This window comes from Streptomyces sp. DT2A-34, from assembly GCF_030499515.1.
Lineage (GTDB): Bacteria > Actinomycetota > Actinomycetes > Streptomycetales > Streptomycetaceae > Streptomyces.
On record NZ_JASTWJ010000001.1, the window covers coordinates 8,508,486 to 8,533,639 of the forward strand.

Sequence of the window (25,154 nt, forward strand, 5' to 3'; positions counted from 1 at the left end):
CTCATGCTGCGCATCGCCGTCCCCAACAAGGGTTCACTGTCCGGCCCTGCGGCGGAGATGCTGCATGAGGCCGGCTACCAGCAGCGCCGCGAGTCCAAGGAACTGCGGATCGTCGACCCGGTCAACGACGTCGAGTTCTTCTACCTCCGCCCCCGCGACATCGCGATCTACGTCTCCTCCGGGCAGCTCGACATCGGCATCACCGGCCGTGACCTGCTGATCGACTCCGGCGCCAACGCCGAGGAGATCCTGCCGCTGGGCTTCGCCCGCTCCACCTTCCGCTTCGCCTCCAAGCCGGGCGCGGCGAGGGGCGTCGAGGACCTCACGGGCAAGACGGTCGCCACCTCCTACGAGGGCATCGTCGCCAAGCACCTCGCCGACAGCGGCATCGACGCCTCCGTCGTCCACCTCGACGGTGCCGTCGAGACCGCCATCGAGCTGGGCGTCGCCGAGGTCATCGCGGATGTCGTCGAGACCGGCACCAGCCTGCGCAACGCCGGCCTGGAGGTCTTCGGCGACCCGATCATGAAGTCCGAGGCCGTCGTCATCCGCCGCACCGGCGCGGACGGCGAGGAGCCCAAGGTGCAGCAGTTCCTGCGCCGCCTGCAGGGCGTCCTGGTCGCACGGACGTACGTGATGATGGACTACGACTGCCGCGTCGAGCAGCTCGAGAAGGCCGTCGCCCTCACCCCGGGCCTGGAGTCCCCGACCGTCTCCCCGCTGCACAACGAGGGCTGGGTCGCCGTCCGGGCCATGGTTCCGGCCAAGGAGGCCCAGCGCATCATGGACGACCTGTACGACATCGGCGCCCGGGCCATCCTGACGACGGCCATCCACGCCTGCCGCCTCTGAGTCGAGGGGCCGTACACCGATGTCCTCCGAACTGCCCACCCTGCCCGTCACCTTCCGGCCGGGCCGCACCCGGGTCGTCCTGCTCACGGCCGGCGTCGCGATCTTCGTCGTCATCACGACGGTCGCGCTGCTGCTGGAGAAGCTCGGCCCGGGCGAACGCCTCAGCTTCATCCTCACCGGCGCGCTCATGTTCGGCGTGCTGGCCATGCTGGCGCGCGTCAAGGTCGTCGCCGACGAGTCCGGCGTCACCGTGGTGAACATCGCCGGCAGGCGCCGTCTGGAGTGGGCCGAGATCGTCCAGGTGAACCTCCGCCCGGGTGATCCCTGGGTGTTCCTCAACCTCAGCGACGGCACCAGCCTGCCCGCGCTCGGCATCCAGCCGGGCATCGCCAAGCAGCGTGCTATCGCCGACGCCCGCGCTCTGCGGGCGCTCGTCGAGGCCCGCGCCGTCAGGGACCCCGAGGAGCATCAGGGCTGAGTCCGAGGGCCATCGGGGCTGACTCAGGGACGTTCACCCTGCCGTAAATCCCCATGTCTTGATTAATCTGTTGGCGGAGGCGTTTTCTGGCGCCTCCGCCCCTGATGTTCCATCCGGTCTTCAGAGGCCCCCGACTACCCGAGGAGTGATTCCCTCCAGCGATGGACGGATCGTCCTGTAGTACCTGCGCCGCCCCCTCCCGACATACCGGGGCGGCGGCATCATGAGCACCCCCTTGCTGCTTCTGGCAGCCGCGTTCCTCCTGATCCTCGCCAACGGCTTCTTCGTGGCCGCCGAGTTCGGCCTGGTCACCGTCGAGGCCACGGACGCCGAGAAGGCCGCCGCCGAGGGCGACCGACGGGCCCGCAGGGTCGCCGAGTCGCTGAAGGAGCTGTCCTTCCAGCTCTCCGGCACCCAGCTCGGCATCACCATCACCTCCCTCGTCGTCGGCATGCTCGCCGAACCGGCGCTCGCGGAGCTGCTGGGCGTCCCCTTCACCGCGATCGGCGTCCCCGAGGGCGCGGTGCCCGGCGTCGCCGTGGTCGTCGGCATGCTGCTGGCCTCGGCCGTGCAGATGGTGATCGGCGAGCTCGTGCCCAAGAACTGGGCGGTGTCCCGGCCGATGCAGGTCGCGCGCTTCGTCGCCGGCCCGCAGCACGTCTTCGCACGTCTGTTCCGGCCGGTGATCGCCGCGCTGAACTCCGTCGCCAACCGCCTCGTCCGCGCCATGGGCATCGAGCCCGCCGAGGAGCTGGCCTCCGCCCGTACCCCCGGCGAACTCGTCTCCCTGGCCCGGCACTCCGCCCAGGCCGGCGCCCTGGAGCAGGACACGGCGGATCTGTTCGTACGGACGCTTTCACTCGGCGAGCTGACCGCGCAGCACGTGATGACGCCGCGCGTGAAGGTCAGCGCGCTCCAGTCGTCGGCCACCGCCGAGGACGTCGTCAACCTGACCCGCGCCACGGGCCTGTCCCGCTTCCCGGTCTACCGGGAGAGGATCGACGAGATCGTCGGCATGGTCCATCTGAAGGACGCGCTGGCGATCCGTTCGAGTGATCGTCTGCGCACCCCGGTCGGGCGCATCGCCCGCCCGGCGCTGCTCGTCCCCGAGACCCTGCCGGTCCAGCCCCTCCTCGCCCAGCTGCGCAGCGAGCAGCCCATCGCCGTCGTCGTCGACGAGTACGGCGGTACGGCCGGGGTGGTCACGCTGGAGGACATCGTCGAGGAGATCGTCGGCGAGGTCCGCGACGAACACGACGGCCAGGACCTGCCCGAACTCGCCGCCGCTCCGCCGGAGGACGGCCGCCCCGCCTGGGACGCCGACGGCAGCTGCCGCGTCGACATCCTCCAGCGCATAGGACTCGATGTGCCCGAAGGGCCGTACGAGACCGTCGCCGGACTCGTCGCCGACCTGCTCGGGCGCATCCCGGCCGTCGGGGACAAGGCGGAACTGCCCGGCTGGCGGCTGTCGGTGCGCCGGGTCGGCCACTACCGCGCCGAGCGCGTCCGGCTGGTCCGGACGGGGTCCGTCGTGGAGGTCGCCCGATGAGCGTGCTCCAACTCCTCTTCGCCGCGCTGCTCGTGCTCGCCAACGGCTTCTTCGTCGGCGCCGAGTTCGCGCTGGTCTCCGTCCGGCGCAGCCAGATCGAACCGCTGGGCACCGCACGGGCCCGTCAGGTCCTGTACGGCCTGGAGCGGCTGCCGCAGATGATGGCGGCGGCCCAGTTCGGCATCACCGTCTGCTCGCTGACGCTCGGCGCGGTCGCCGAACCGACGGTGGCGCACCTGCTGGAGCCGGTGTTCGAATGGATCCACCTGCCGCACGGCATGATCCACCCGCTCACCTATGTCATCGCGCTCGCCGCGGTGGTCTTCTTCCACCTGGTCATCGGCGAGATGCTGCCGAAGAACCTGGCGATGGCGGCGCCGGAGAAGGTCGCGCTGTGGCTCAGCCCCGGCCTGGTCTGGTTCGCCCGCTTCTGCCGGCCGATCACCGTGGCCCTCGGCGCGGTCGCCCAGGCCATCCTGCGGCTCTTCCGCGTCGAGCCGAAGGACGAGGTCGAGGCGGTGTTCACCAGCGAGCAGCTCAACCGCCTCGTCGAGGACTCCGGTCAGGCCGGCCTGCTCGACCCCGAGGAGCAGGAACGTTTGGAGGATGCGCTGGAACTGGGCTCCCGCCCGGTGACGGACGTGCTCCTCAAGCGCGAGTCCCTCGTCACGGTCAGCCCGTCGGTCACCCCCGGCCAGATCGTCGCGCTCACCGCCCGCACCGGGTACTCCCGTTTCCCGGTGGCGGCGGAGAACGGCGCCTTCATGGGCTACCTGCATGTGAAGGACGTACTGGATCTGGAGGAGTCGCAACGCGCGGTGCCGCAGCAGGTGTGGCACCCGATGACGACGCTGCGCTCGGAACTGCCGCTGGACGACGCCCTGACGGTGATGCGCCGCGCCGCGACCCACCTCGCCCAGGTGGCCGACGCCTCCGGCAAGGTCCTCGGCCTCGTCGCGCTGGAGGACGTACTGGAGCTGCTGGTCGGCGAGGTACGCGACCCGGCGCACCGGGAGCTGCCGGAGGTACGGGTCACGGGGCCGCGGGTGAACAGCGGGGAGCCTGAGGAGGCCCTGGCGGGATAGCGAGTGCCCGGTGCTGGTGCGGGCGGGGGTTGGGTCGTCCGCCCGCGCCGGCGGGGTGCGGCCTGCGCCCACCCGTGCCGCCCCAAGCGGCACGACTGCCCGCAGGCTGCGTCGGTCTCACATGGCCGACGGATCCTGCGGCCCTCTCCCCGACAGCACCTCTCCATACGCCTGCATCAGATCCGGCAACCGAAGCGTCGACAGGTCGTCCCTCGTCAAGGCCCCCGGATAGGTCGTCAACCGCAGATCCCGGTACGCACAGCTCTTCTCGTACAGCGTCCGCAGGAACCGCCCGTTGCCCAACTCGTCGATCCACCCCTGGTCGACCACATGCCCGGCGATGGACCGCAGCTCGTCCAGTGCCTCCTCGTCCCACACGTCCCCGTTCTCCGCGGCGAGCACCTCGCCGATCGAGGTGAGTTCGAGGGGGCGGTAGGAGGGAAAGTCGACGCGGGTCGTGAAGCGCGACGACAGTCCCGGATTGGCGGCCAGCAGACGGTCCATGCCCTCCGGATAGCCGGCCAGGATCACCACCAGGTGGTCCCGGTTGTCCTCCGCCCGCTTCAGCAGCACCTGGAGGGCCTCGTCGCCGTAGGCGTCGCCCTTGCCGTAACCGGTGTTGGAGAGGGAGTACGCCTCGTCCACGAACAGGACACCGCCGAGCGCGGAGTCGATGAGCTCGTTGGCCTTCACGGCCGTCTGGCCCAGATACTCGCCGACCAGATCGGCTCGCTGGGCCTCCACGAGATGGTCGCCGCCGAGGAGTCCGAGGGCGTAGAAGACACGGCCCAGGATGCGGGCGACCGTGGTCTTGCCGGTGCCGGAGGGGCCGGAGAAGACGAAGTGCCGTTTGGGCGGCTGCACCGGCAGGCCCTGCCCGGTGCGCAGCCGGGCCATGTTCAACTGGGCGGACAGCGCCTTGACCTGGCGCTTGACGGGCTCCAGCCCCACCATGCGCTCGAGCTCGGCGAGCGCCTCCTCGAGTAACCCGGGGTCGGTGGGCCCGGCGGGGATCGGCTGCCCCGGTACGGCCGTCTTCTCGCGCACCGCCGGATCGGCCACCGACGGCAGCGGAACGGCCGGCGGCAGGTCCGGGTCCGGCAGCCTCAGGTCCCGTCCCTCGATGCCGAAGAGCGGATCGAGCCCGTCGGGACCGTCGGCCACGTCCTGTCCGACCCCGGTGAGCGTGATCGCCGCGAGGTCGGCGGTCTCGTCGTAGCCGTCGCCCTCGGCGATCGCCGCGAGCCGGGCCGAGGTGTCCATGAAGGCGGGGTCGACGCGGTGCACGGCACGGTAGAGCGGGAGGGCGGCCGCGGACCGGCCCGTGCCCTCATGCGCCCGGGCCAGCCAGTACCGCAGCTCCTTGCGCTGCGGCTGCTCGCTGCGGCAGCGCATCAGCGCGGCCGACAACAGCGGCTCGGCCTGTCCGTACGTCTCCAGCCGTACCCGCGCCATACCGCCGAACAGGCCGGCCTCGATGCCGAGCATCGGGTCGTCGAGCAGCGGGTCGGTGTGCCGGACGAGCTGCTCCCAGTCCTTGACCAGGTAGGCGCGACACGCGTGCAGGAAGCGGACCTGGTGGTCGGTGTCCACGGGCGGCAGCCCGGCCAGCGCGCGGTCCAGCTCCGGGACGTGCCGGCCGTCCAGCCAGTGCGAGGCGTGGGCCAGCAGCAGGTCGCGCGGACTCTCCAGGACCGGCTGCACCCACCAGCCCAGCCAGTACCAGGAGTTGAGCGTCCGCCGATGCCGGGCGCGCTGTTCCCCGAAGCGCTCCCGGTGCCGGAACATCCGCAGCAGCGCGGTCGTCGTGTCGACGCGCAGCGCGTGCAGCCCCAGCCAGCCGTCGGCCATCCCGGGATCGATCCGCACCGCGGTACGGAACTCCTCCTCCGCCTGCGGATACGCCCCCATCGTGTAGGCATCCACACCTCGCAGCCAAGCGAGGTCGGCCGGGGCCTCGGGGCCCTGCGTGCCGAAGTCCATCACGTCCCCCCACAAACCGTGCCCCCGTCGGTTGGCCGACAGCTCGCGCGTCGACCGCCTTGATCGAACCGCCGTACCGCGGACCGGAGTTGCAACGGTGCGCAGAGCAGCCGTCCGTAGGGCGCACCGAGGGCATCGTACCTGCGAGGGTGTGGCCCGCCCCAGGGTGCCGCACGGGCCGTTTGGCGAGGTGGGAGCAGATCGGGCCCACCGCGCTCGGTGACCGAGGGTGAGCGAATCGCGCCTCTCGGCGCCCGCGACAAGGGGGTGAGGACAGAACGAAGCCCCCGATCACGGGGGAACAACCGGGGGCTTCGCGTGTGTGGGCGGCTTCGAATGGCCGCACATTCAGAACGTAAGTCCTGTACGGGCCCCCGGTCAAGCCGAGTTGAAGCACTCCGAGAAGTTCTCCCGCAAGACCCTTCACAAGTTCAGCACATTGCCGATGGCCCGTCACCGTGCGTGATGAACTGGTCCGGTCCAACGGTCCCGGCAGGCCCAGGAACCACCTCATATCCCTTGCCGCACTGCCGAACCAGAAGGTCGGCGAACGGCCGGGACGAGTCATCGGCGAAGTGACTGCGCTCCGCCTTGACCCACCGGTCCCAGAACTCCCGCTGCTCCTCCCCGTCCCGCGACCGTCCCCGCGTCCACGACTCCTCGTGCGCCAGTTCCATCCACAGCAGCCGGGCGAGATACGGACGTAGTGCGCGGCGGCCGGCGCCGACGCCCTCGATGACGATCACCGGGGCGGGCGGCAGGGCGACGGGCGCTCCGAACTGGCGGGCCCGCCAGTCGTAGGGGGCGTAGTGGGCGGTCTCGCCGTGGGCGAGCGGTTCGATCACCTGGGTCAGCAGGCGCTCGGTCCACTCGAACAGCTCGTCGTGGCTGGCGATGTCGTCGAGGTGCAGCACCGGGGCGTCGCCGAGCGCGCGGGCCAACTGCCCGGCGAACGTGGACTTTCCGGAGCCGGCGTGCCCGTCCACGCCGACGAGGCGGACCGGGCCGCAGGACGGGGGGAGGCGGTGGAGCCGCGTGGCGAGGTCTTGAATCGTTTTTCCCGAGGGTGGCAGAGGGTGGGCATATTTCGTTGGAACATTCTAGTAGTGGGTGAAAGCGGGTGGCGGGGCGCGATGAGAAAAGGTGTCGCTTTGAACTAGCTGTCGAAGGTCCGCAATGCCACCGAAAAACTCCGGCCGTCACGGCGAAATGTGCGTTCCGGTTGAGTCCCCTGCTGAGTAAGGTGCCTGGTGCGCGACTGTGAGGCGCCGTAACGGGGGATGGGCTGGGACAGATGGCCGCGGGGTTATTCGAAGGGCAGTATGTGTGGCATCCGGCGGCCGACGACCGCTTGCTCGCGAGCGTGTGCGTCGATGTCCGCGCCGGCCGTTATCTGAGCGCCCGCGACGCGCTGGCCGAAACCCACGGCGACTTCGCCCTGCGCGCCCACCGCTCTCTCGTCCTCGCCTCCGAGGCCGCCGACTCCGACCTCGTCGAGCGCTGGCTGGCCGAGGAGCCCGGCCCCGAGGCGGCGCTGCTGTGGGCACGGGTGGCCGTGCTGCGGGCGCTGCGCGCGGCCGACGCGCGTGACAGCCGGGCCGAGGCGCTGGAGCGGATAGCGCTGGCCGCGTGCGAGCGGGCCGCGGCGGCGGACCCCGCCGACCCCACGCCCTGGGTGGCCAAGCTGGCGATGGCCCGGATGCACCGGCTGCGCGACCAGGCGCCGCGCGGTCTGCTCACCGCGCCGCCCGGGCCATGGCGGCTGTTCGCGCACGTCCTTTCCCTCGACCCCTGGCACCGCGAGGCCCACCACCGCTTCCTGGCCTGCTTCTTCGCCCGGCACGGCGGCTCCGTGACCGCCGCCTGGGACGTCGCCGCCTTCCTCGGTCAGCGGGCGCCCGACGACTCGCCGCTGCGCCTGCTCCCGCTGGTCGCCCTGGTGGCGAGCTACGACCCGAACCCAACTGCTCGCCGACCGCGTCTGGGAGCAGCCGCAGTGGCGCTCCACAGCCCTGGCGATCCAGCGGGACTGGCTGCCCACGGTGGCCGAATACCGCTTCACCCCGGTCCTCGACCTGGCCTACCTCGCACACGCCCTGGTCATGGCCCGGCGCGAGGAGGAGGCACGCGCCGTCTTCGCGGCGATGGGGCCGTACGCCTCCCGGATGCCCTGGTCCGTCTTCGGCGACCCGGCCGAGCAGCTCTCCCGGGCGCGCCGCGCCTGCGGACTGCCCGTGCCGGGCGCCTGACGTACCGCAACCCCCCACCGAGAGAAAGGTCCGACCCGTGTCAGAACGGATATCGCCTCCGCGTGCCAAAGCGCGCGGGGGAGCGGTTCCGATCGCGCTCGACGACGATGCGACCCTGCATGCGATGGGTTATCCGAGAAAACTCACGCGGCGCTTTCAGGCATTCGACAATTTCGCCATCTCATTCACCATCATCAACATCATCTCGGGTATCTTCTCGGGCTTCGGATTCGGTCTGAACGCGGGCGGCCCGAGCGTTCTCGTCTTCGGCTGGATCGGCGTCTCCGTCATGGTGCTCTTCGTGGGAGCAGCGATGGCGGAAGTCGCCTCGGCCTATCCGACGAGCGGCGCGCTGTATTTCTCCGCCGGAAAGCTCGCCAAACGGCACAAGGGCGCGTGGTCCTGGTACACGGGCTGGCTGAACTTCGTGGGCCAGGTCGGCGGCACGGCCGCCACCGGGTACGCCGCCGCCACCTTCCTCCAGGCCTTCATCGCCCTGCAGTGGCCCTCGTACGAGCCGACGCCGCACCGGACGGTGCTGATCACGGCCCTGATCATCGTGCTCCAGGGGCTCGCCAACACCTACACCGTGCACCTGGTGGCCGTACTGAACCGGATCTCCGTGTGGTGGCTGCTGAGCGGACTCGTGGTTATCGTGAGCGCCCTGATCGTCATGCCCGAACATCATCAGTCGGCCTCGTTCGTCACGCATTTCGCGAACAACACCGGTTTCACGAGCGCGCTTTACGGCGGGATGCTCGGTCTGCTGGTCACCAGCTGGACCTTCACCGGCTTCGACGGCAGCTTCCACATGTCCGAGGAAACGGTCCGGGCGACGGTCAACGCGCCGAAGGGGATCACGCGGGCGATCGGATACTCGGCGATCGCGGGACTGCTGCTGATGCTCGCATTGGTCTACAGCATTCGTGACTACGACCGTGTGGCGAGCGCCGACGCGCCTCCCGTGCAGATCCTGATCGACGGGCTCGGCCTGGGGACCGCCAAGGTGGTGCTGCTGATCGTCATCGGCGCCATGCTCTTCTGCGGGCTCGCCAACCTCACCAGCAACACCCGGCAGATCTTCGCCTTCTCCCGGGACGGCGCGATGCCCGGCTCCCGCTGGTGGCACTCGGTCTCGCCGCGCACCCGCACGCCCGTCAAGGCGGTGTGGCTGGCGGTGGCCTGCTCGCTGGCGCTCGTGCTGCCCGGCTGGTGGTCGCACACGGCGTTCACCGCCATCGTCAGCGTCAACGTCGTCGGACTCTTCCTCGCGTACGCCGTGCCGATCCTGCTCCGGCTGCGACTGGGCGACGAGTTCCAGCCAGGGCCCTGGCACCTGGGCCGGTGGGGACGGCCGGTCGGGGTCGTCGCGGTGACCTGGATCCTGTTCAGCAGCGTCCTGTTCATGCTGCCGCAGGCCTCGCCGGTGACCGCCCACTCCTTCAACTACGCGCCGATCGCGCTGGGCGTGGTCCTGGCCGTGGCCACGGTGTGGTGGTTCGCCGCCGCTCGCCGCCGCTTCCACGGCCCGGTCAGTTACGGACGCCCCGACGAGGTCGCGGCCATGGACCTCGTCTGACAACCCGTCACCGATAGAGGCAGGTCACGGTCTCGGCGTACGTCGCCACGGCGGCGTACGCCCCGGGGCCTGCCAGCGGTCGACACCAATATTCGTAGACGCGCCAGGAACCGAAGTGCTGGTGGACGCTGCCGCCTGCGGCCATAGTTGGCGGACAGCCGTGCACTGGACCCGCCCGACTCGGACACCTGGGGGTCTTCCGCCCATGAGCAGAGCCGAACAGCCGTCCCGCAGAACCGTCCTGGCCGCCGCGGTCGCCGCAGCCGTCGCCGGCGGTGGCAGTTCAGGTCCGGCGGCCGCCGCCGACACCACCGCCGATGGCGCGGAACCGGCGCAGGCCCCGGCCCGCACCGTCGACTACCGCGCCTGGACGACGTACACCGACTGGCGCGGCGGCGGCGCCGCGGGCACGCGCGCCGTCGCGGGCGCCCGCCCCGGCATCGTGATCGCCACCCCCGTCGGCACCACCGACTACACGGACCCGCACACCGGCAGGAGCGCCCGCTGGGAGTACGCGACCTGGACCTCCCCCGTCCACCGGCTCTCCGTCCCCTCGACCGAGGCGATCGCCTCCTGGAACGCGCACACCCCGGCGGGCACCTGGCTCCAGATCGAACTCCGGGGGACGTACTCCGACGGCGCGGCCACCCCCTGGTACGTGCTGGGCCGCTGGGCCGCCGGTGACCAGGACATCCGGCGGACCTCGGTCGACGACCAGGGCGACGGCAGGAGCAGCGTCTGGACGGACACGCTCGCCATCGACGACCCGGCCACCGGGCTGCGCCTCACCTCGTACCGGCTGCGGCTGACCCTCTACCGCAAGCCCGGCACGAAGCTCACCCCCACCGTCTGGCGGGTCGGCGCGATGGGCTCCGACGTCCCCGACCGCTTCACCGTCCCGGCCTCCGCCCCCGGCCTCGCCCACGAGCTGATCGTCCCGCGCTACTCGCAGGAGACCCACGTGGGCCAGTACCCGGAGTACGACAACGGTGGCGAGGCCTGGTGCAGCCCCACCTCCTCGCAGATGATCATCGAGTACTGGGGCGGGCGCCTCACCCCGGAGCAGCTGGCCTGGGTCGACCCGGCGTACGCCGACCCGCAGGTCTGCCACGCGGCCCGGTACACCTTTGACCACCAGTACGACGGCTGCGGAAACTGGCCGTTCAACGCCGCCTACGCGGCCACCTTCAAGGGCCTCCAGGGCGTGGTCACTCGGCTCGGCTCGCTCACCGACCTGGCGACGCTGATCGCGGCCGGCATCCCGGCCATAACGTCCCAGTCCTTCCTGGCGGGGGAGCTGACCGGGGCGGGGTACGGCACCGCCGGGCATCTGATGACCGTCATCGGCTTCACCGCCGAGGGCGACGTGATCGCCAACGACCCGAACTCACCGAGCAACGAGGCGGTGCGGCGCGTCTACAAGCGGCGCGAATGGGAGAACATCTGGCTGCGGACCAAGCGGTACGACGCCAGCGGCAAGGTGGTCTCCGGCACGGGTGGCGTCTGTTACCTCTACTTCCCGGCGACTCCGACGCCGCGCCAGCGCGCCGCGCTCGCCGCGGTGGGCGTGCGCTGAGCGGCCGCCCGCACGGGCCCCGGGATACCGGGGCCTTTGTGCTGTGAGCAACCTCTCTGCCGCAAAAGCCGTTCCCGATGGCAAGGTGGGCATATGACCGCGCACTCAGCCACCGCCCCCCGCGTCCGCACCGGCGGCCCCCAGGGAGACGGCCCGAAGGTCGTCGAGCACGTCATGGGCTGGATCCTCGTGGTGGTCGTCGCGATGCTGGTCACCCAGCTCGGGCTGCTGTGACCTGACGCACACCGGGCGCTTTGATCGGACATATATCGACCCCGGTGTGGAGCGGCTCCACCAAAGTCGATCAGACTCGAACGGCCAGCTGGTGTACGTCTGCCATACTGCCGATGTCCCGCCGCCCGTCGGAAATCCAGGGTCTAAATTGAATATTAGTCAACAGCGTGACGCGGCCCGTCCCCGGGCCCGCGGCACCGAGCGCTCGGTGGCGCGCCGTGCCGAACTCATCGCCATCGGGCGGAAGTTGTTCGCCGACACGTCGTACGACGCGCTCTCCATGGACGACATCGCGCGGCAGGCCCGTGTCGCCAAGGGGCTCATCTACTACTACTTCCAGTCCAAGCGCGGGTACTACCTGGCGATCATCCAGGACTCCGTCGCCGATCTGGTCACCTTCGCCGCGAGCGGGCTCGAACTCCAGCCGGTGGACCGGGTCCACCGCACCATCGACAGCTACCTGCGCTACGCCGAGCACAACCAGTCCGCCTACCGCACCATCGTCAGCGGCGGCGTCGGCTTCGACACCGAGGTGCACGCCATCCGGGACGGTGTGCGTGAGGCGATCGTGGCGACCCTCGCCGAGGGGGCGTACGGCCGCACCGACATCGCCCCGCTCGCCCGCATGGGCCTGCTCGCCTGGGTGTGCAGCGTCGAGGGTGCCACCCTGGACTGGATAGACCGCCCCGAGTTGAACCGCGACACCATGCGCGAGCTGCTGGTGAAGACGCTGGGCGGCGCCATGCGCGCCATCGAGGAGATGGACCCCTCCTACCCGGCCCCGCGGCCCGCGCGCCGGGAGGGCTGACGCGGCGAGGGGCGGAGGCTCGTGGTGCCCCGCCCCGGGGGGTTTCGACTGGACCGCCTGTCGGTGGTTCAGACCAATTCGGAAGGGTGTAAAGTTTCCTGGAGTAAGCGGTCGTTAACTAGTGACTCGATGTCCCCGATCGGGCATACTCACCGCAGAGCCGCTGGTCAGCAGCTTCCGCGACCCGGAGGCGGAGCACCGGCCGGCATCCGAGACACCAGGCGGAGCCGCCCCACCCAAGGCGTGCGACCGCCGACTTTCCCGAAAGGGAGGAGAGCGTCGCCATGCCCGACCGCGCCCCGCAGCCGGTGGACCGTCAACTGCCCACGGACGAGGCCCGGGATCTGATCTCGCTCGTCCGCGACATCGCGCAGCGTGAGATCGCCCCGAAGGCGGCCGACGAGGAGGACGCCGGACGCTTCCCGCGCGAGGTCTTCACCCTGCTCTCCGAATCCGGCCTGCTCGGCCTGCCGTACGACTCCGAGTACGGCGGCGGCGACCAGCCGTACGAGGTCTACCTCCAGGTCCTCGAAGAGCTCGCCGCGGCTCGCCTCACCGTCGGCCTCGGCGTCAGCGTGCACTCCCTGGCCTGCTACTCCCTCGCCGCCTACGGCACCAAGCAGCAGCAGGTCGAGCACCTGCCCGCGATGCTCGGCGGCGGGCTGCTCGGCGCGTACTGCCTGTCCGAGCCGTCGTCGGGCTCGGACGCGGCATCGCTGCGGACCAAGGCGGTGCGGGACGGCGACGGCTGGGTGATCACCGGCACCAAGGCCTGGATCACTCATGGCGGCATCGCCGACTTCTACACGGTCATGGCGCGTACCGGCGAGGAGGGGCCGCGCGGGATCACCGCGTTCCTGGTCCCCGGTGACGCGGCGGGGCTGAGCGCGGCGGCGCCCGAGAAGAAGATGGGCATGAAGGGCTCGCCCACCGCCCAGGTCCACTTCGACGGTGTCCGGGTCGGCGACGAGCGGCGTATCGGCGACGAGGGCCAGGGCTTCGCGATCGCCCTGTCCGCGCTCGACTCCGGCCGGCTCGGCATCGCGGCCTGCGCGATCGGCGTGGCGCAGGCCGCGCTGGACGAGGCGGTGGCGTACGCCACCGAGCGACGGCAGTTCGGCAAGCCCATCGTCGACTTCCAGGGCCTGCGCTTCATGCTCGCCGACATGGCGACCCAGATCGAGGCGGGCCGCGCGCTGTATCTGGCGGCGGCACGGCTGCGCGACGCGGGCCGTCCGTTCGCCAAGCAGGCGGCGATGGCCAAGCTGCACTGCACCGACACGGCGATGAAGGTCACCACCGACGCCGTCCAGATCCTCGGCGGGTACGGCTACACCGCGGACTTCCCGGCCGAGCGCTTCATGCGGGAGGCCAAGGTCCTGCAGATCGTCGAGGGCACGAACCAGATTCAGCGGATGGTCATCGCCCGTCACCTAGCAGGTCCCGAGGGACGCTGAACTGACCGTGCTTGACCTGCGGCGCCGCGAGCCGGATCCACTCCGGGTCGTGGCGCCCCGGCAGGGTGCGGCCACGGTCGGCCCAGGTGCGCATCAGCTCGCGGTAGATGGGCGGATCCGGCTGCTGCGGCGGCGCCGGCGGAAGCGTCCCTGCGGGCCGTGGAACGAAGATGCGGCGCTGAGGCCCGGTCGCCGAATACGTGGGGGGCATACCAGGGCAACGCGGAGCTGGGGGACAAGTCACCGCCAGCCGGAATCGGGCGTGAGTTCACGGACGTCCGGCTCCCTCTCTGGTCACGTCACGCCGCCTGACGTACCGTCAGGCCACCCGCCTCCAGGGGGGTTTGCCGTGGCCGACGGCGACCGCCCGGTACCGCTTGACGAGTACCCGGTGCACCAGGTGCCCCTGTCCATGAAGTACGTCGCGACCAGCGACCGCAACGCCTACGACCGCTGCATCTTCCACGTCCTCGACCATCAGGGGCGTGCCCTGCTGATCCTCGGCCTCGGGGTGTCCCCGAACGCCGGGGTGATCGACGCGTACGCGACGCCGCGGGTCGGGGACACCCTGCACGCGGTCCGGGCGTCGGACGCGCTCGGCGAGGACCGGATGCGGCTCGCCGTCGGGCCGTTGCGCATCGAGGCCGGGGAGCCGCTGCGGCGGCTGCGTCTGACGTGCGACGACGCGGAGTTGTCGTACGACATCACCTGGACCGCCGACTTCCCCGCCCTCTGGGAACCCCACCATCTGCAGCGACGCGGTGACCGGCTCAGCCTCGAAGGGCGCCGCTTCGTGCAGGCGGGTGGCGTGGCGGGTGTCGTGCGCGCGGGTGGTGCGGAGTTCCGCGTCAACCCTGCCGAGTGGACCGGCACCCGCGACCGCAGCTGGGGTGTGCGACCCATAACCGGGGAGGAGGGCGGGCGGTTCGCCGAGGAGCATCCGACCGAGGGCTTCCACTGGATCTGGTGCCCGGTGCGCTTCGAGGACCGGTTCCTGATGGTGATCGTCCAGGAGGACGCGGACGGATACCGCTCGCTCAGCGAGGCGACGCTGGTCCGCCCCGGCCACCGCGACCGCCAACTCGGCCGGCCCCAGGCCGAGATCGCCTACCGCTCCGGCACCCGCCACCCCGAACGCGCCCTCATCCACATCGGCGACGTACGCAAGCCGCAGGAACTGGAGGTGGAGGTCCTCACCTCGTCCCCCCTCGCCATCGGCGCCGGCTATCCGCCCGCCGACGACTGGCAGCACGGCACCTGGCGGGGGCGCGGCTGGACCGACCGCCGTACCTACGACCTCTCCGACCTCGCCGCCCACCCCCTCGCCGCATACGGAGTCACCGACCACGCCGCGCGCTTCCGGCTGGACGGCCGGGCGGTCACGGCATCTTCGAGCACGGCTCGTTCGGGCGGCACGACCCGAGCGGGTTCACGGACTTCAAGTCGGTTGCACCGTAGGGGGTTTGCGACATGGCAGCCACGGCACCCCGCCCTCGCACGACCACCCGCGACCCGAAGGAGATCACCCGCCGCCTCACCGCCTGGCTCGGCACCCGGCTGCCGGGCGCCAAGGCGGTCGGCGTCACCACCCCCGAGTCGAACGGCATGTCCAGCGAGACCCTGCTCTTCGACATCGAGCACCCCGAACCGCCAGTGCGCGCATGCGCGTTGCGGCTCGCGGCGGATCCGGCGGCGTACACGGTGTTCCCGGTGTATGACATGGCCTGCCAGTACCGCACGATGCGACTGGTGGGCGACCGGTCCGACCTCCCCGTGCCGAAGGTGCTGTGGCTGGAGGAGGACCCCGGTCCGTTGGGGGCGCCCTTCTTCGCCATGGAGCGAGTCGCGGGGCGCGTGCCGCCGGACGTCATGCCGTACACCTACGCGGGCAACTGGCTGCACGCGGCGAGCGACGAGGAACGCGAGCACCTCGAAGCGGCGACGATCGGACTGCTGGCCCGGCTGCACGACCAAGTACCGGCGGGGGAAGCGCAGTTCCTCGCCCTCCCAGGTGAAGGTGACGCACTGCGTCGCCATGTCGCGGCACAACGCGCGTACTACGAATGGGTGGTTGACGGACTCGCCCCGTTCACCGCTCATCGAGGACGCGTTCGCCCGCCTGGAGGAGCTCTGGCCCCTCGATCCGGGCATGCCGGTGCTCAACTGGGGCGACGCGCGCATCGGGAACGTCATCTACGACGGCTTCGAACCCGCGGCCGTCCTCGACTGGGAGATGGCGGGCCTGGCCCCGCGTGAGGTTGACCTCGCGCGGGGCCATCAGGTGCACCGCTTCTTTTGCTGTCCTGCACCACGGCAGCGTCTCTGATTGGCTTGGTGGCAAGTGCCGAGTGAAGCCGATCGCCTTCGTGCCCTGGTGTCAGCGGTGGAAGCCGCTGGCCCGCGTGGCACGTCCCTCCGGACGCTGGCCAGCCAGACGCGTACGTACCCACTGGGGAGGGTGCCCGACGTCGCCTGGGCGCCGGGCGTGCACGTCACGCTCTGCCACGGAATCACTACGGTTGGCTAATCGGATTGGCGAACCATGGTGCAGGGTGGCTACCGGGATTGAGCGATGCGGCGGTGGTGCCGCCGCGCGGGGTGGCGCGCGCTCAGGCGGCCTGACGCCGCATGACCGGGACCCTGATGGGGCGCGAGCCCGGGCCGCCGACATGCGAGAAGGGCTGGGTCCGCCAGTCCAGTCCCTGAGGAAGGGTCAACAGGAGGGCGGTGTCCTGCTCCTGAGGTTCCGTCGACTCGTCCGCCGAGCGGGCCTCGGAGGCCGCACGACCCGTGCCGGCACAGACCGTGAGGCCGAACGGGTTCCACGGCGAGGCGCACAGCGCGTGCTCCGGCAGGACCTCCTCGTCCGCCAGCAGGGCGATGGGCTGCGCGCAGTCCGGGCAGATCACCCGGTACATCTCGAAGGTGTCGTACGCGTCGAGCTCCTCGTCGTCGAAGGCGTCGGGTTCGACGCCCTCCGGAGCGGGCTCGACGACCGGCTGGAGCCGCTTGGGTGCGGTATGACCAGGGCGCTTAAGACTCTGCATGGATTTTCTCCCCCTCGGGCTGGGCCGTGAAGGCGCTGCGGCCTCGACCACAGCAAGCACTTCCCGTCCGATCTCAGCGGTAATCACGAGAACATCACGGAGCCTGTTCGAGGCCTGTGGCGTTCGTCACATGCCGCCCGCAGGTGCCCGGCGCGGCCGGTTTGTCCCTCAGTCGGCCCACAGGCGGCTCTCGGCCACATCACAAACCGGGCATGACCTGGGCTGCTCAGGTATCCGAGGAGATCAACCGCACTGTAGGTTCTGCGTCATGGAGGAGCTGGACCGGCAAATCGTGCAGCTGCTCGTCAAGGACGGGCGGATGAGTTACACCGACCTGGGCAAGGCCACGGGCCTGTCCACATCGGCCGTGCACCAGCGGGTGCGCCGGCTGGAGCAGCGCGGCGTCATCCGCGGTTACGCCGCGGTCGTCGACCCCGAGGCGGTGGGGCTGCCCATGACCGCGTTCATCTCGGTGAAACCGTTCGACCCCAGCGCTCCCGACGACATCGCGGAGCGGCTGGCCGGGGTGCCGGAGATCGAGGCCTGCCACAGCGTCGCCGGGGACGAGAACTACATCCTCAAGGTCCGGGTGGCCACGCCGCACGAGCTGGAGGAGCTGCTGGCTCGGCTCCGGTCGCTGGCGGGGGTTTCGACTCGGACGACGGTGGTGTTGTCGACGCCGTACGAGGCACGGCCACCGCGGATCTGACCGACCTGCGTGCCGGGGGGCTCACGCCAGGCGCGAGACTGTTCCCCATGAGTGAGTCCACCGCCCAGCCGAAGACCGTCCTGCTCCGCCGCGGAGAGGTGCACAGCCCCGCCGACCCCTTCGCCACCGCGATGGTCGTGGAGCGCGGCCAGGTCGCCTGGGTCGGGTCCGAGGGGGCCGCCGACGCCTTCGCGGACGGTGTGGACGAGGTCGTCGACCTGGACGGTGCCCTGGTCACGCCGGCGTTCACCGACGCGCATGTGCACACCACGGCCACGGGTCTCGCCCTGACCGGCCTCGACCTGTCCGACGCCCCCTCCCTTCAGGCGGCTCTCGCTCTCGTACGGGACTTCGCCACCGCACGCCCGCACGACCGCGTCCTGCTCGGCCACGGCTGGGACTCCTCCCGCTGGCCCGGCGGCCGCCCCCCGACGCGCGCCGAACTCGACGAGGCCACGGGTGGGCGCCCTCTCTACCTCTCCCGTATCGACGTCCACTCGGCGGTCGTCACCACGGCCCTGCTGGACATGACGCCGGGACACCTCGACGCCGGGGACGCCCCGCTCGTCGCCGACGCCCACCACGCCGTACGCGCCACCGCGCTGGACGCGATCACCCCCGCCCAGCGCACCGAGGCCCAGCGCGCCGCCCTCGCCCACGCCGCCTCCCTCGGCATCGGCACCGTCCACGAGTGCGGCGGGCCCGACATCTCCTCCGAGGACGACTTCACCGGCCTGCTGCGGCTCGCCGCCGAGGAGGCCGGACCCCGGGTCGTCGGCTACTGGGCTGAGCAGGCCGAGGAGGGCATCGCCAAGGCGCGGGAGCTGGGCGCGATCGGCGCGGCCGGTGACCTCTTCGTCGACGGCGCTCTCGGCTCGCACACCGCCTGCCTGCACCAGCCGTACGCCGACGCCCCCCATGCCGGCACCGCCTATCTGGAGGCCGCCGCCGTCGCCGCCCACGTCACCGCCTGCACCGAGGCCGGCCTCCAGGCGGGCTTCCACGCGATCGGCGACGCCGCCGTGACCGCCGTCGTGGAGGGCGTGCGCGCCGCCGCCGACAAGCTCGGCCTCGCCCGCATCCGGGCCGCCCGGCATCGGGTCGAGCACGCCGAGATGCTGACCCCCGAGACGATCGCGGCCTTCGCCGAGCTGGGCCTGACCGCCTCCGTCCAGCCCGCCTTCGACGCGCTGTGGGGCGGCGAGGACGGCATGTACGCCCAGCGCCTGGGTGCCGAGCGTGCTCGCTCCCTCAACCCCTTCGCGGCCCTCCTGCGCGCCGGTGTCCCGCTCGCCTTCGGCTCCGACAGCCCCGTCACGCCCCTCGATCCCTGGGGCACGGTCCGCGGCGCGGCCTTCCACCGCACGCCGGAGCACCGCGTGTCCGTGCGCGCCGCGTTCACGGCGCACACGCGGGGCGGCTGGCGGGCCATCGGACGCGACGACGCGGGCGTCCTGGCACCGGGAGCGCCCGCCGACTACGCGGTGTGGCGCACCGAAGAACTGGTGGTCCAGGCCCCCGACGACCGGGTCGCGCGCTGGTCCACCGACCCCCGCTCCGGCACCCCGGGCCTGCCCGACCTGACCCCGGGTCGAGCGCTTCCGGTCTGCCTGCGCACGGTGGTGGGCGGACGAACGGTCTTCGTACGGCCGGGCGAGTGATCTCCCGGGGTGGCGCGAACCCGATCGGTCCGCACCACCCCGTCGTGCGACCTGCGCATCCTCCGCGCTGACCAGGGGATTGAGCGAAGAACCGCAGGTCAAACGGCTGTTGACAGGCGGAGGCCCGGGGCCGATAGGTTCGGCCGAGTCCACCACCGGACGCCCGACCGGGGAACCGCGGAACTTCCCCGAACCCGTCGCAACGCCGCTGGGTCAGGGACGGTGTGCCGCACCGGGGCACCGCCACTGGGAGCCAGGCTCAGCGCTCGCGCGGCGACGACGGAACGTTCCGGCCGGTCGGGGAGGTGTGACCCGGGTGGGGCCCGGGCGCTCAGTAGACAACGGCTTTCGGTCGACCCGCAGCCAGCGGGTCCCAGGTCGGCCCGAAGGGCGCCGGGCCCCCATCCGCAGCAGAAGGCGCGAGTCCCCGCACAGTCACACGAAAATCTGTACTTACCCCGCTCTTGTGGAATCGACACCGCCATTCGAACGTGCTGTCACGTCAGCGCAGGCCGCGACGACTATGGTGGACGTCTGCGTACGGACATGAAGGGGCAGCAGTGAACGACGGCGACGGGACCCTCGCGGCACAGGACCGGGGGAGGCAGTTCGGGCCGCTCGGCACGGCGTTGGTGATCATTCCGACCTACAACGAGGCGGAGAACATCAAGAGCATCGTCGGCCGGGTCCGCAAGGCGGTCCCCGAGGCGCACGTGCTCGTGGCCGACGACAACAGCCCCGACGGCACCGGCAAGCTCGCCGACGAACTGGCCGTCGAGGACGACCACGTCCAGGTCCTGCACCGCATGGGCAAGGAGGGGCTCGGCGCCGCCTACCTCGCCGGTTTCCGCTGGGGCATCGAGAAGGGCTACGGCGTCCTGATCGAGATGGACGCCGACGGCTCCCACCAGCCCGAGGAACTGCCCCGCCTGCTGACCGCCCTCAAGGGCGCCGACCTGGTCCTCGGCTCCCGCTGGGTACCCGGCGGCCGGGTCGTGAACTGGCCCAAGTCCCGCGAGTTCATCTCCCGCGGTGGCAGCCTCTACTCCCGCCTCGCCCTGGACCTGCCCCTGCGCGACATCACCGGCGGCTACCGCGCCTTCCGCCGCGAGACCCTGGAGGGCCTCGGCCTGGACGACGTCGCCTCCCAGGGCTACTGCTTCCAGGTCGATCTAGCCCGCCGCGCCGTCAAGGCCGGCTTCCATGTCGTCGAGGTGCCGATCACCTTCGTCGAGCGCGAACTCGGTGACTCGAAGATGAGCCGCGACATCCTGGTCGAGGCGCTGTGGCGGGTCACGTCGTGGGGAGCGCGGGAGCGGGTGGGCAAGCTGATGGGCCGCGCGAAGCCGTCGTCGCCGTCCCGGTCGTAACCTGCGGCGCGGCGGTCACGGCGTCGACCCACGCCCGACGGTCCCGCTGTCGGCCCATGGCGCGGCGGCCGTCACGGTCGTCACAGTCGTCACCTACGACCGCACAGGCGCCGTCGGGCGTCCCCTTATCCCGCTCTGAGCCGGGCCCAGGCACACTGGACGCATGACGACTGGCGCACCGACCCCCACCTATCCCGCCCGGCCCCGGCGCTCCCGGCTGCGGACTTTTCTGCCGCTGGGCATCGCGGCGTGGCTGGTGCTGGAGATCTGGCTGCTGACCGTGGTCGCGGACGCGGCGAGCGGGCTCTTGGTGTTCGTGCTGCTGCTCGCCGGCCTCGTGCTCGGCTCGGTGGTCATCAAGCGGGCGGGCCGACGCGCCTTCCAGGCCCTGAACGAGGCGCTGCAACGCGGCGGCGCCCCGGCGAGCGGCGGCGGCAACGGCCTGATGATGCTGGGCGGCCTGCTGATCATGCTGCCTGGCCTGATCTCGGACGCGGTGGGCCTGCTCCTGCTGATCCCGCCGGTCCAGAAGGCCCTGAGCGGCTATGCGGAGCGGACGTTCGACCGGAAGCTGCGTGAGGCGACCCCGGGTTCGTTCGGCGATGCCTTCCAGCAGGCTCGTATGCACCATCCTGATGGCAAGGTCGTGCAGGGTGAGGTCATCCGGGATGAACCGGGAGATGCGCCGGAGGGCCCGCGCCCGCCGCTGACCCGCTGACCGACAGAGAAAGAAGCCCGGCGCCACCGAGCGCCGGGCTTTTTTGGGCACACCAGATTTTTCGGGCACCCCGAATGATCTTTGGGCACACCAAACCGCGGGCGCCGTACGTCGACTTCACGTACGGCGCCCGCGGTACAGGTGTTGCCTGGTCGAACCCCCGCCCAAGCCCCGCAGGGCCTCGCAGGGGTTAAGCCGACTTGCGGCTGTCCCGGGGATGAACCGCGATGTTCATCGCCCCGGAGCGCAGAACAGCAAGGCGCTCCTCGAGGACCTCTTCGAGTTCCTCACGGGTACGCCGCTCCATCAGCATGTCCCAATGCGTACGCGCGGGCTTGGCCTTCTTCTCCTCAGGACCGTCGCCATCCACGAGGAGTGCCTGGGCCCCGCAGACCTTGCACTCCCACTCCGGCGGGATCTCCGCCTCTACCGAGAAGGGCATCTCGAACCGGTGCCCCTTCTCGCATGCGTACTCCACGGCCTGGCGCGGGGCCAGGTCGATGCCGCGGTCCGTCTCGTAGCTGGTCACCACGAGGCGCGTGCCGCGAAGAGCTCGCTCACTCATGAATCGTGCCTCCCGGGCTTGTCGCCCACAGGACAGGTGTCGCTGTCGTCGTCATCCGGTCAACGTCCGGTCGGCGGTAAAGATTCCCGTTCCGTGTCCCGTTCCGGGTGATGCGTCGCCGTCGTAGCCGCAGCCTTGCTGACCAATGTCGTACCCACCGGCGCCCGGTTTGTCACATCTGCTAGCAGATGTAACCCAGCGTTTCGGCATCTTTGACGCGCAGTAACGGTACGCCTGGCAGGCCAAACGCGTACACTACCGCCCTTTCACTCGGAACGCTAAATCGTGGTCGGCACCGGATTGCCCGCGTCGCTGATCGCCCGGCGTACGGGAACCCTCGCGAGCAGGGCGAATCCGATGACGAAGAAGGCCACCAGGGAGATGATCGCGTCCCGATAACTTCCGGTCAGCTGGTAGGTGAGCCCGAACAGGAGCGGGCCGAGCCAGCTCATGCCGCGGTCGCTCATCTCGTACGCCGCGAAGTATTCGGCCTCCTTCCCGGGCGGGACGAGGTGGGAGAACAGGGATCGGGACAGGGCCTGGCTGCCGCCGAGGACCAGCCCGATGCCGGCCGCCAGCACGAAGAACCACACCGGCGCCCCGGCCGGCAGGAAGTACCCGGCCGCCAGCGTCACCGTCCACGCGACCAGCGAGCCGAGGATCGTCCGCTTCGCGCCGTAGATCCGGGCCAGCCGCCCCATCGCCAGCGCGCCCGCCACCGCCAGCACCTGGACCAGCAGCACGGCGACGATGAGCGTCGACTGCTCCAGGCCCAGTTCCTCGGAGCCGTAGACCGACGCCTGGGAGATCACGGTCTGGATGCCGTCGTTGTAGACCAGGTAGGCGAGGAGGAAGGCGAGGGTCAGGGGGTGGCGGCGCATGTCGCGGACGGTCGCCGCGAGTTGCCGGAAGCCGGGGACGGTCGGTTTCCTCGCCGTCTCCTTGCCCGTGCCGCTCGCCTCGGCCATGTCCTTGGCGGACCTGCGGTCGCGCAGTCGTCGCAAGGGGATGAGCGCGAAGGCGCCCCACCACACGCCCGCCGACGCCAGACAGATGCGGACGGCCGTGCTCTCGGAGACGCCGAAGGAGTCGTGGGCCAGATACAGGACCAGGTTCACGATCAGCATCAGCGAGCCCGACGCGTAGCCGAAGGCCCAGCCCCGGGAGGAGACCGCGTCGCGTTCCTCGGGTGGGGCGATCTGCGGGAGGTAGGAGTTGTAGAGCATCATCGCGACCGACTGCGCCGCGTTCGCGACGATCAGCAGGACGCCGCCGAGCAGATAGCGGTCGCCGCCCAGGAAGAACATGGCCGTCGTGGCCGTGGCTCCCACATAGGCGGCGGCCCCGAGGAGGGGCTTCTTGCGGCCCGTGCGGTCGGCGGCCGCACCCACCAGGGGCATCACCAGGACGGCGACGATCACCGACAGGGACACCGAGTAGGCGAAGAAGGATCCCGCGCGCACCGGGATGCCCAAGGGGTGGACGAACCCGTCCGCGTCCGCCGCCTTCTCGGCGACCGACGTCAGATAGGGGCCCAGGAACACGGTGAGCACGCTCGTCGAATAGACGGAGCAGGCCCAGTCGTAGAAGTACCAGCCGCGCTGCTCGCGTCGCCGCCCGGCGGCGTCGTCGCCCGCCTCGGTCCGCACGGTATCGGTGCCCACCCCGTGCCCTCGCTTCCCCGTGATGATCCCGCGCGCGGGTGGAGACGGGGCGGAGTCAGACCCAGACGCCGCGGTCCTCCATGACCTTGCGCAATGTGTCGATGTGATCGGTCATGATGCCATCGACTCCCAGATCCAGGAGCCGGTGCATCGCATCGGGATCGTTGATGGTCCACACGTGCACCTGGATCCCGCGCGCGTGGGCGGCCCGTACGAAGCGGTGGTCCACCACCTGGATCCCCGACTGCGTCTCGGGAACCTGGGCGGCGACCGCCGAGCGGCGCAGCGCGGCCGGCACTCCCCAGGAGCGCAGCCGCAGATTGAGGACGCCCCGGGTGCCGTACGACGTGGCCAGGCGTGGTCCGGCCAGCCGCTGGGCGCGGATCACGCGGGCCTCGGAGAAGGAGCCGGCGCAGACGCGGTCCCAGGCGCCGGTGCGCTCGATCAGCTCCAGGAAGGGGTGGAGTGCCGGTTCCGCCTTGAGGTCGACGTTCCAGCGCACGTCGGGGAAGGTCTCCAGGAGCTCTTCGAAGAGGGGCACCGGCTCCTTGCCCGCCACGCGCGCGTGCCGTACGTCGTCCCAGGGCAGGTCGGCGATCCGGCCCGCCCCGTCCGTCACCCGGTCCAGCGTCGAGTCGTGGAAGGCGACGAGCTTGCCGTCGCGGGTGGTGTGGACGTCGGTCTCGATGTACCGGTAGCCCATCTCGACCGCGCGCCGGAACTGCAGCACGGTGTTCTCCAGGCCGTCCGCCGCCCCGCCCCGGTGGGCGAAGGGGATCGGGCCGGGGTGGTCGAGGTAGGGGTGGCGTATCCGCGTGGTGCTCACGGACGCAGTATCGCGCGCCGGGGTTGCCCGGTGGCAACGACCGTGCTGCCGTCCGATGCCGAGGGAACGGCGAACACGCGCAGGAAGAGCTGGGCGAGGGGGCCGATGGACACCGCGTAGAGGAGGGTGCCGATGCCGACGGTGCCGCCCAGGGCGAAGCCGGTCACGACGACCGCGATCTCGACGGCCGTGCGCATCAGGCGGATCGAGCGGCCGGTGCGCCGGTGCAGGCCGGTCATGAGGCCGTCCCGGGGGCCGGGGCCGAAGCGGGCGGCGATGTAGAGGCCGGTGGCCACGCCGTTGAGCAGAATGCCGGCCAGGAGGAGGGGTATCCGTACGGCCAGGGTGTGGGCCTCGGGGAGCAGGGCGAGCGTGCCGTCCATGGCGATGCCGATCACGAAGACGTTGGAGACGGTGCCGAGGCCGGGACGCTGTCGCAGAGGTATCCACAGGAGCAGCACGGCCGCGCCGACGATGATCGACACGACGCCGATGGTCAGGCCGGTGCGTCCGGCGAGGCCCTGGTGCAACACCCCCCAGGGCTCCAGGCCCAGGCCCGCCTCGACGAGCAGCGCCGAGCTCGCGCCGTACAGCGCGAGCCCGACGTAGAGCTGTGACAGCCGCCGTATGAGATGCCCCCGCGACCGGCTGCGTGCGGGATGCCCTTGCGTGGACAAGGCGTGCCCCCCTGTGGTGGTAGTGGACTGATGCATGACACCCTGTGGCTTGGAGAGCAACGCCCTC

20 protein-coding genes and 3 pseudogenes are annotated in these 25,154 nt (G+C 70.8%); 16 read left to right on the plus strand and 7 right to left on the minus strand.

Features of this window, described 5'->3' with window-relative positions; all coding sequences use genetic code 11:
- Positions 1-3 precede the first annotated feature (3 nt).
- From hisG to QQM39_RS38075, 4 genes are all read left to right on the plus strand, one after another.
- Positions 4-852: an ATP phosphoribosyltransferase gene (gene hisG, locus QQM39_RS38060; RefSeq protein WP_302002174.1), complete on the plus strand. Its 849-nt coding sequence runs from the start codon at positions 4-6 to the stop codon at positions 850-852.
- 19 nt (positions 853-871) lie between these two features.
- The gene (locus QQM39_RS38065; protein WP_302002175.1) at positions 872-1,330 is read left to right on the plus strand and encodes a PH domain-containing protein; all 459 of its coding nucleotides are present in this window, start codon (positions 872-874) and stop codon (positions 1,328-1,330) included.
- Between the two features lie 223 nt (positions 1,331-1,553).
- A complete protein-coding gene (locus QQM39_RS38070; protein WP_302002176.1) occupies positions 1,554-2,879 on the plus strand; it encodes a hemolysin family protein in 1,326 nt (441 codons plus the stop codon).
- The gene (locus QQM39_RS38075) at positions 2,876-3,964 is read left to right on the plus strand and encodes a hemolysin family protein (protein WP_302002177.1); all 1,089 of its coding nucleotides are present in this window, start codon (positions 2,876-2,878) and stop codon (positions 3,962-3,964) included. The genes QQM39_RS38070 and QQM39_RS38075 overlap by 4 nt, the downstream gene beginning before the upstream one ends.
- Positions 3,965-4,081: 117 nt before the next feature.
- Here the strand turns inward: QQM39_RS38075 and QQM39_RS38080 are convergent, their stop codons facing one another.
- Together QQM39_RS38080 and QQM39_RS38085 are read right to left on the minus strand one after the other, a co-directional pair.
- Positions 4,082-5,947 (minus strand): AAA family ATPase, encoded by a 1,866-nt coding sequence (locus QQM39_RS38080; RefSeq protein ID WP_302002178.1) that lies wholly within the window; start codon positions 5,945-5,947, stop codon positions 4,082-4,084.
- Positions 5,948-6,378: 431 nt separating this feature from the next.
- Positions 6,379-6,999 carry a uridine kinase gene (locus tag QQM39_RS38085; RefSeq protein WP_302003873.1) on the minus strand — a complete coding sequence of 207 codons (621 nt, stop codon included), beginning with the start codon at positions 6,997-6,999 and terminating at the stop codon, positions 6,379-6,381.
- A gap of 242 nt (positions 7,000-7,241) precedes the next feature.
- Between QQM39_RS38085 and QQM39_RS38090 the strand changes: the two are divergent.
- The 8 genes and pseudogenes from QQM39_RS38090 to QQM39_RS38130 all read left to right on the plus strand — a co-directional run.
- Positions 7,242-8,196: pseudogene (locus QQM39_RS38090) on the plus strand (hypothetical protein).
- Between the two features lie 37 nt (positions 8,197-8,233).
- The gene (locus tag QQM39_RS38095) at positions 8,234-9,775 is read left to right on the plus strand and encodes an amino acid permease (protein WP_302002179.1); all 1,542 of its coding nucleotides are present in this window, start codon (positions 8,234-8,236) and stop codon (positions 9,773-9,775) included.
- A gap of 205 nt (positions 9,776-9,980) precedes the next feature.
- A complete protein-coding gene (locus tag QQM39_RS38100) occupies positions 9,981-11,351 on the plus strand; it encodes a peptidase C39 family protein (protein WP_302002180.1) in 1,371 nt (456 codons plus the stop codon).
- 93 nt (positions 11,352-11,444) lie between these two features.
- Positions 11,445-11,585 carry an SCO1431 family membrane protein gene (locus QQM39_RS38105; RefSeq protein ID WP_302002181.1) on the plus strand — a complete coding sequence of 47 codons (141 nt, stop codon included), beginning with the start codon at positions 11,445-11,447 and terminating at the stop codon, positions 11,583-11,585.
- 148 nt (positions 11,586-11,733) lie between these two features.
- A complete protein-coding gene (locus tag QQM39_RS38110) occupies positions 11,734-12,393 on the plus strand; it encodes a TetR/AcrR family transcriptional regulator (protein WP_302002182.1) in 660 nt (219 codons plus the stop codon).
- 284 nt (positions 12,394-12,677) lie between these two features.
- A complete protein-coding gene (locus tag QQM39_RS38115; RefSeq protein WP_302002183.1) occupies positions 12,678-13,850 on the plus strand; it encodes an acyl-CoA dehydrogenase family protein in 1,173 nt (390 codons plus the stop codon).
- A 349-nt stretch (positions 13,851-14,199) separates the two neighbouring features.
- A pseudogene (locus QQM39_RS38125) lies at positions 14,200-15,308 on the plus strand (hypothetical protein).
- A gap of 12 nt (positions 15,309-15,320) precedes the next feature.
- Positions 15,321-16,146: pseudogene (locus QQM39_RS38130) on the plus strand (phosphotransferase family protein); the annotation flags it as partial.
- 313 nt (positions 16,147-16,459) lie between these two features.
- Here QQM39_RS38130 and QQM39_RS38135 read toward each other — a convergent pair.
- A complete protein-coding gene (locus QQM39_RS38135) occupies positions 16,460-16,897 on the minus strand; it encodes a hypothetical protein (protein ID WP_302002184.1) in 438 nt (145 codons plus the stop codon).
- A 268-nt stretch (positions 16,898-17,165) separates the two neighbouring features.
- On the opposite strand from QQM39_RS38135, the gene QQM39_RS38140 reads away from it, so the two are divergent.
- From QQM39_RS38140 to fxsA, 4 genes are all read left to right on the plus strand, one after another.
- The gene (locus QQM39_RS38140; RefSeq protein WP_030677853.1) at positions 17,166-17,606 is read left to right on the plus strand and encodes an Lrp/AsnC family transcriptional regulator; all 441 of its coding nucleotides are present in this window, start codon (positions 17,166-17,168) and stop codon (positions 17,604-17,606) included.
- A 47-nt stretch (positions 17,607-17,653) separates the two neighbouring features.
- Positions 17,654-19,267, plus strand: a complete 1,614-nt coding sequence (locus tag QQM39_RS38145; RefSeq protein WP_302002185.1) for an amidohydrolase — start codon at positions 17,654-17,656, stop codon at positions 19,265-19,267.
- Between the two features lie 560 nt (positions 19,268-19,827).
- Positions 19,828-20,637 (plus strand): polyprenol monophosphomannose synthase, encoded by an 810-nt coding sequence (locus tag QQM39_RS38150; protein ID WP_302002186.1) that lies wholly within the window; start codon positions 19,828-19,830, stop codon positions 20,635-20,637.
- A gap of 163 nt (positions 20,638-20,800) precedes the next feature.
- Positions 20,801-21,355, plus strand: a complete 555-nt coding sequence (fxsA, locus tag QQM39_RS38155) for an FxsA family membrane protein (protein WP_302002187.1) — start codon at positions 20,801-20,803, stop codon at positions 21,353-21,355.
- A 190-nt stretch (positions 21,356-21,545) separates the two neighbouring features.
- Here fxsA and QQM39_RS38160 read toward each other — a convergent pair whose 3' ends face one another.
- From QQM39_RS38160 to QQM39_RS38175, 4 genes are all read right to left on the minus strand, one after another.
- A complete protein-coding gene (locus QQM39_RS38160) occupies positions 21,546-21,920 on the minus strand; it encodes an RNA polymerase-binding protein RbpA (protein ID WP_003977404.1) in 375 nt (124 codons plus the stop codon).
- A gap of 278 nt (positions 21,921-22,198) precedes the next feature.
- A complete protein-coding gene (locus tag QQM39_RS38165) occupies positions 22,199-23,584 on the minus strand; it encodes an MFS transporter (protein ID WP_302002188.1) in 1,386 nt (461 codons plus the stop codon).
- Between the two features lie 55 nt (positions 23,585-23,639).
- Positions 23,640-24,410, minus strand: coding sequence for a glycerophosphodiester phosphodiesterase (locus tag QQM39_RS38170; protein ID WP_302002189.1), 771 nt, complete (start codon positions 24,408-24,410; stop codon positions 23,640-23,642).
- Entirely contained in the window at positions 24,407-25,123 is a 717-nt protein-coding gene (locus QQM39_RS38175) for a YitT family protein (protein ID WP_302002190.1), read from the minus strand. Before QQM39_RS38175 ends, QQM39_RS38170 begins: the two co-directional genes overlap by 4 nt.
- Positions 25,124-25,154: the final 31 nt, after the last annotated feature.

Coding starts and splice junctions, on each gene's coding strand:
- QQM39_RS38080 (WP_302002178.1), bottom strand. CDS start 5,947: ATGGACTTCGGCACGCAGGGCCCCGAGGCCCCGGCCGACCTCGCTTGG.
- QQM39_RS38140 (WP_030677853.1), top strand. CDS start 17,166: ATGGAGGAGCTGGACCGGCAAATCGTGCAGCTGCTCGTCAAGGACGGG.
- QQM39_RS38175 (WP_302002190.1), bottom strand. CDS start 25,123: ATGCATCAGTCCACTACCACCACAGGGGGGCACGCCTTGTCCACGCAA.
- QQM39_RS38075 (WP_302002177.1), top strand. CDS start 2,876: ATGAGCGTGCTCCAACTCCTCTTCGCCGCGCTGCTCGTGCTCGCCAAC.
- QQM39_RS38115 (WP_302002183.1), top strand. CDS start 12,678: ATGCCCGACCGCGCCCCGCAGCCGGTGGACCGTCAACTGCCCACGGAC.
- QQM39_RS38145 (WP_302002185.1), top strand. CDS start 17,654: ATGAGTGAGTCCACCGCCCAGCCGAAGACCGTCCTGCTCCGCCGCGGA.
- QQM39_RS38065 (WP_302002175.1), top strand. CDS start 872: ATGTCCTCCGAACTGCCCACCCTGCCCGTCACCTTCCGGCCGGGCCGC.
- QQM39_RS38100 (WP_302002180.1), top strand. CDS start 9,981: ATGAGCAGAGCCGAACAGCCGTCCCGCAGAACCGTCCTGGCCGCCGCG.
- QQM39_RS38135 (WP_302002184.1), bottom strand. CDS start 16,897: ATGCAGAGTCTTAAGCGCCCTGGTCATACCGCACCCAAGCGGCTCCAG.
- QQM39_RS38105 (WP_302002181.1), top strand. CDS start 11,445: ATGACCGCGCACTCAGCCACCGCCCCCCGCGTCCGCACCGGCGGCCCC.
- fxsA (WP_302002187.1), top strand. CDS start 20,801: ATGACGACTGGCGCACCGACCCCCACCTATCCCGCCCGGCCCCGGCGC.
- hisG (WP_302002174.1), top strand. CDS start 4: ATGCTGCGCATCGCCGTCCCCAACAAGGGTTCACTGTCCGGCCCTGCG.
- QQM39_RS38070 (WP_302002176.1), top strand. CDS start 1,554: ATGAGCACCCCCTTGCTGCTTCTGGCAGCCGCGTTCCTCCTGATCCTC.
- QQM39_RS38160 (WP_003977404.1), bottom strand. CDS start 21,920: ATGAGTGAGCGAGCTCTTCGCGGCACGCGCCTCGTGGTGACCAGCTAC.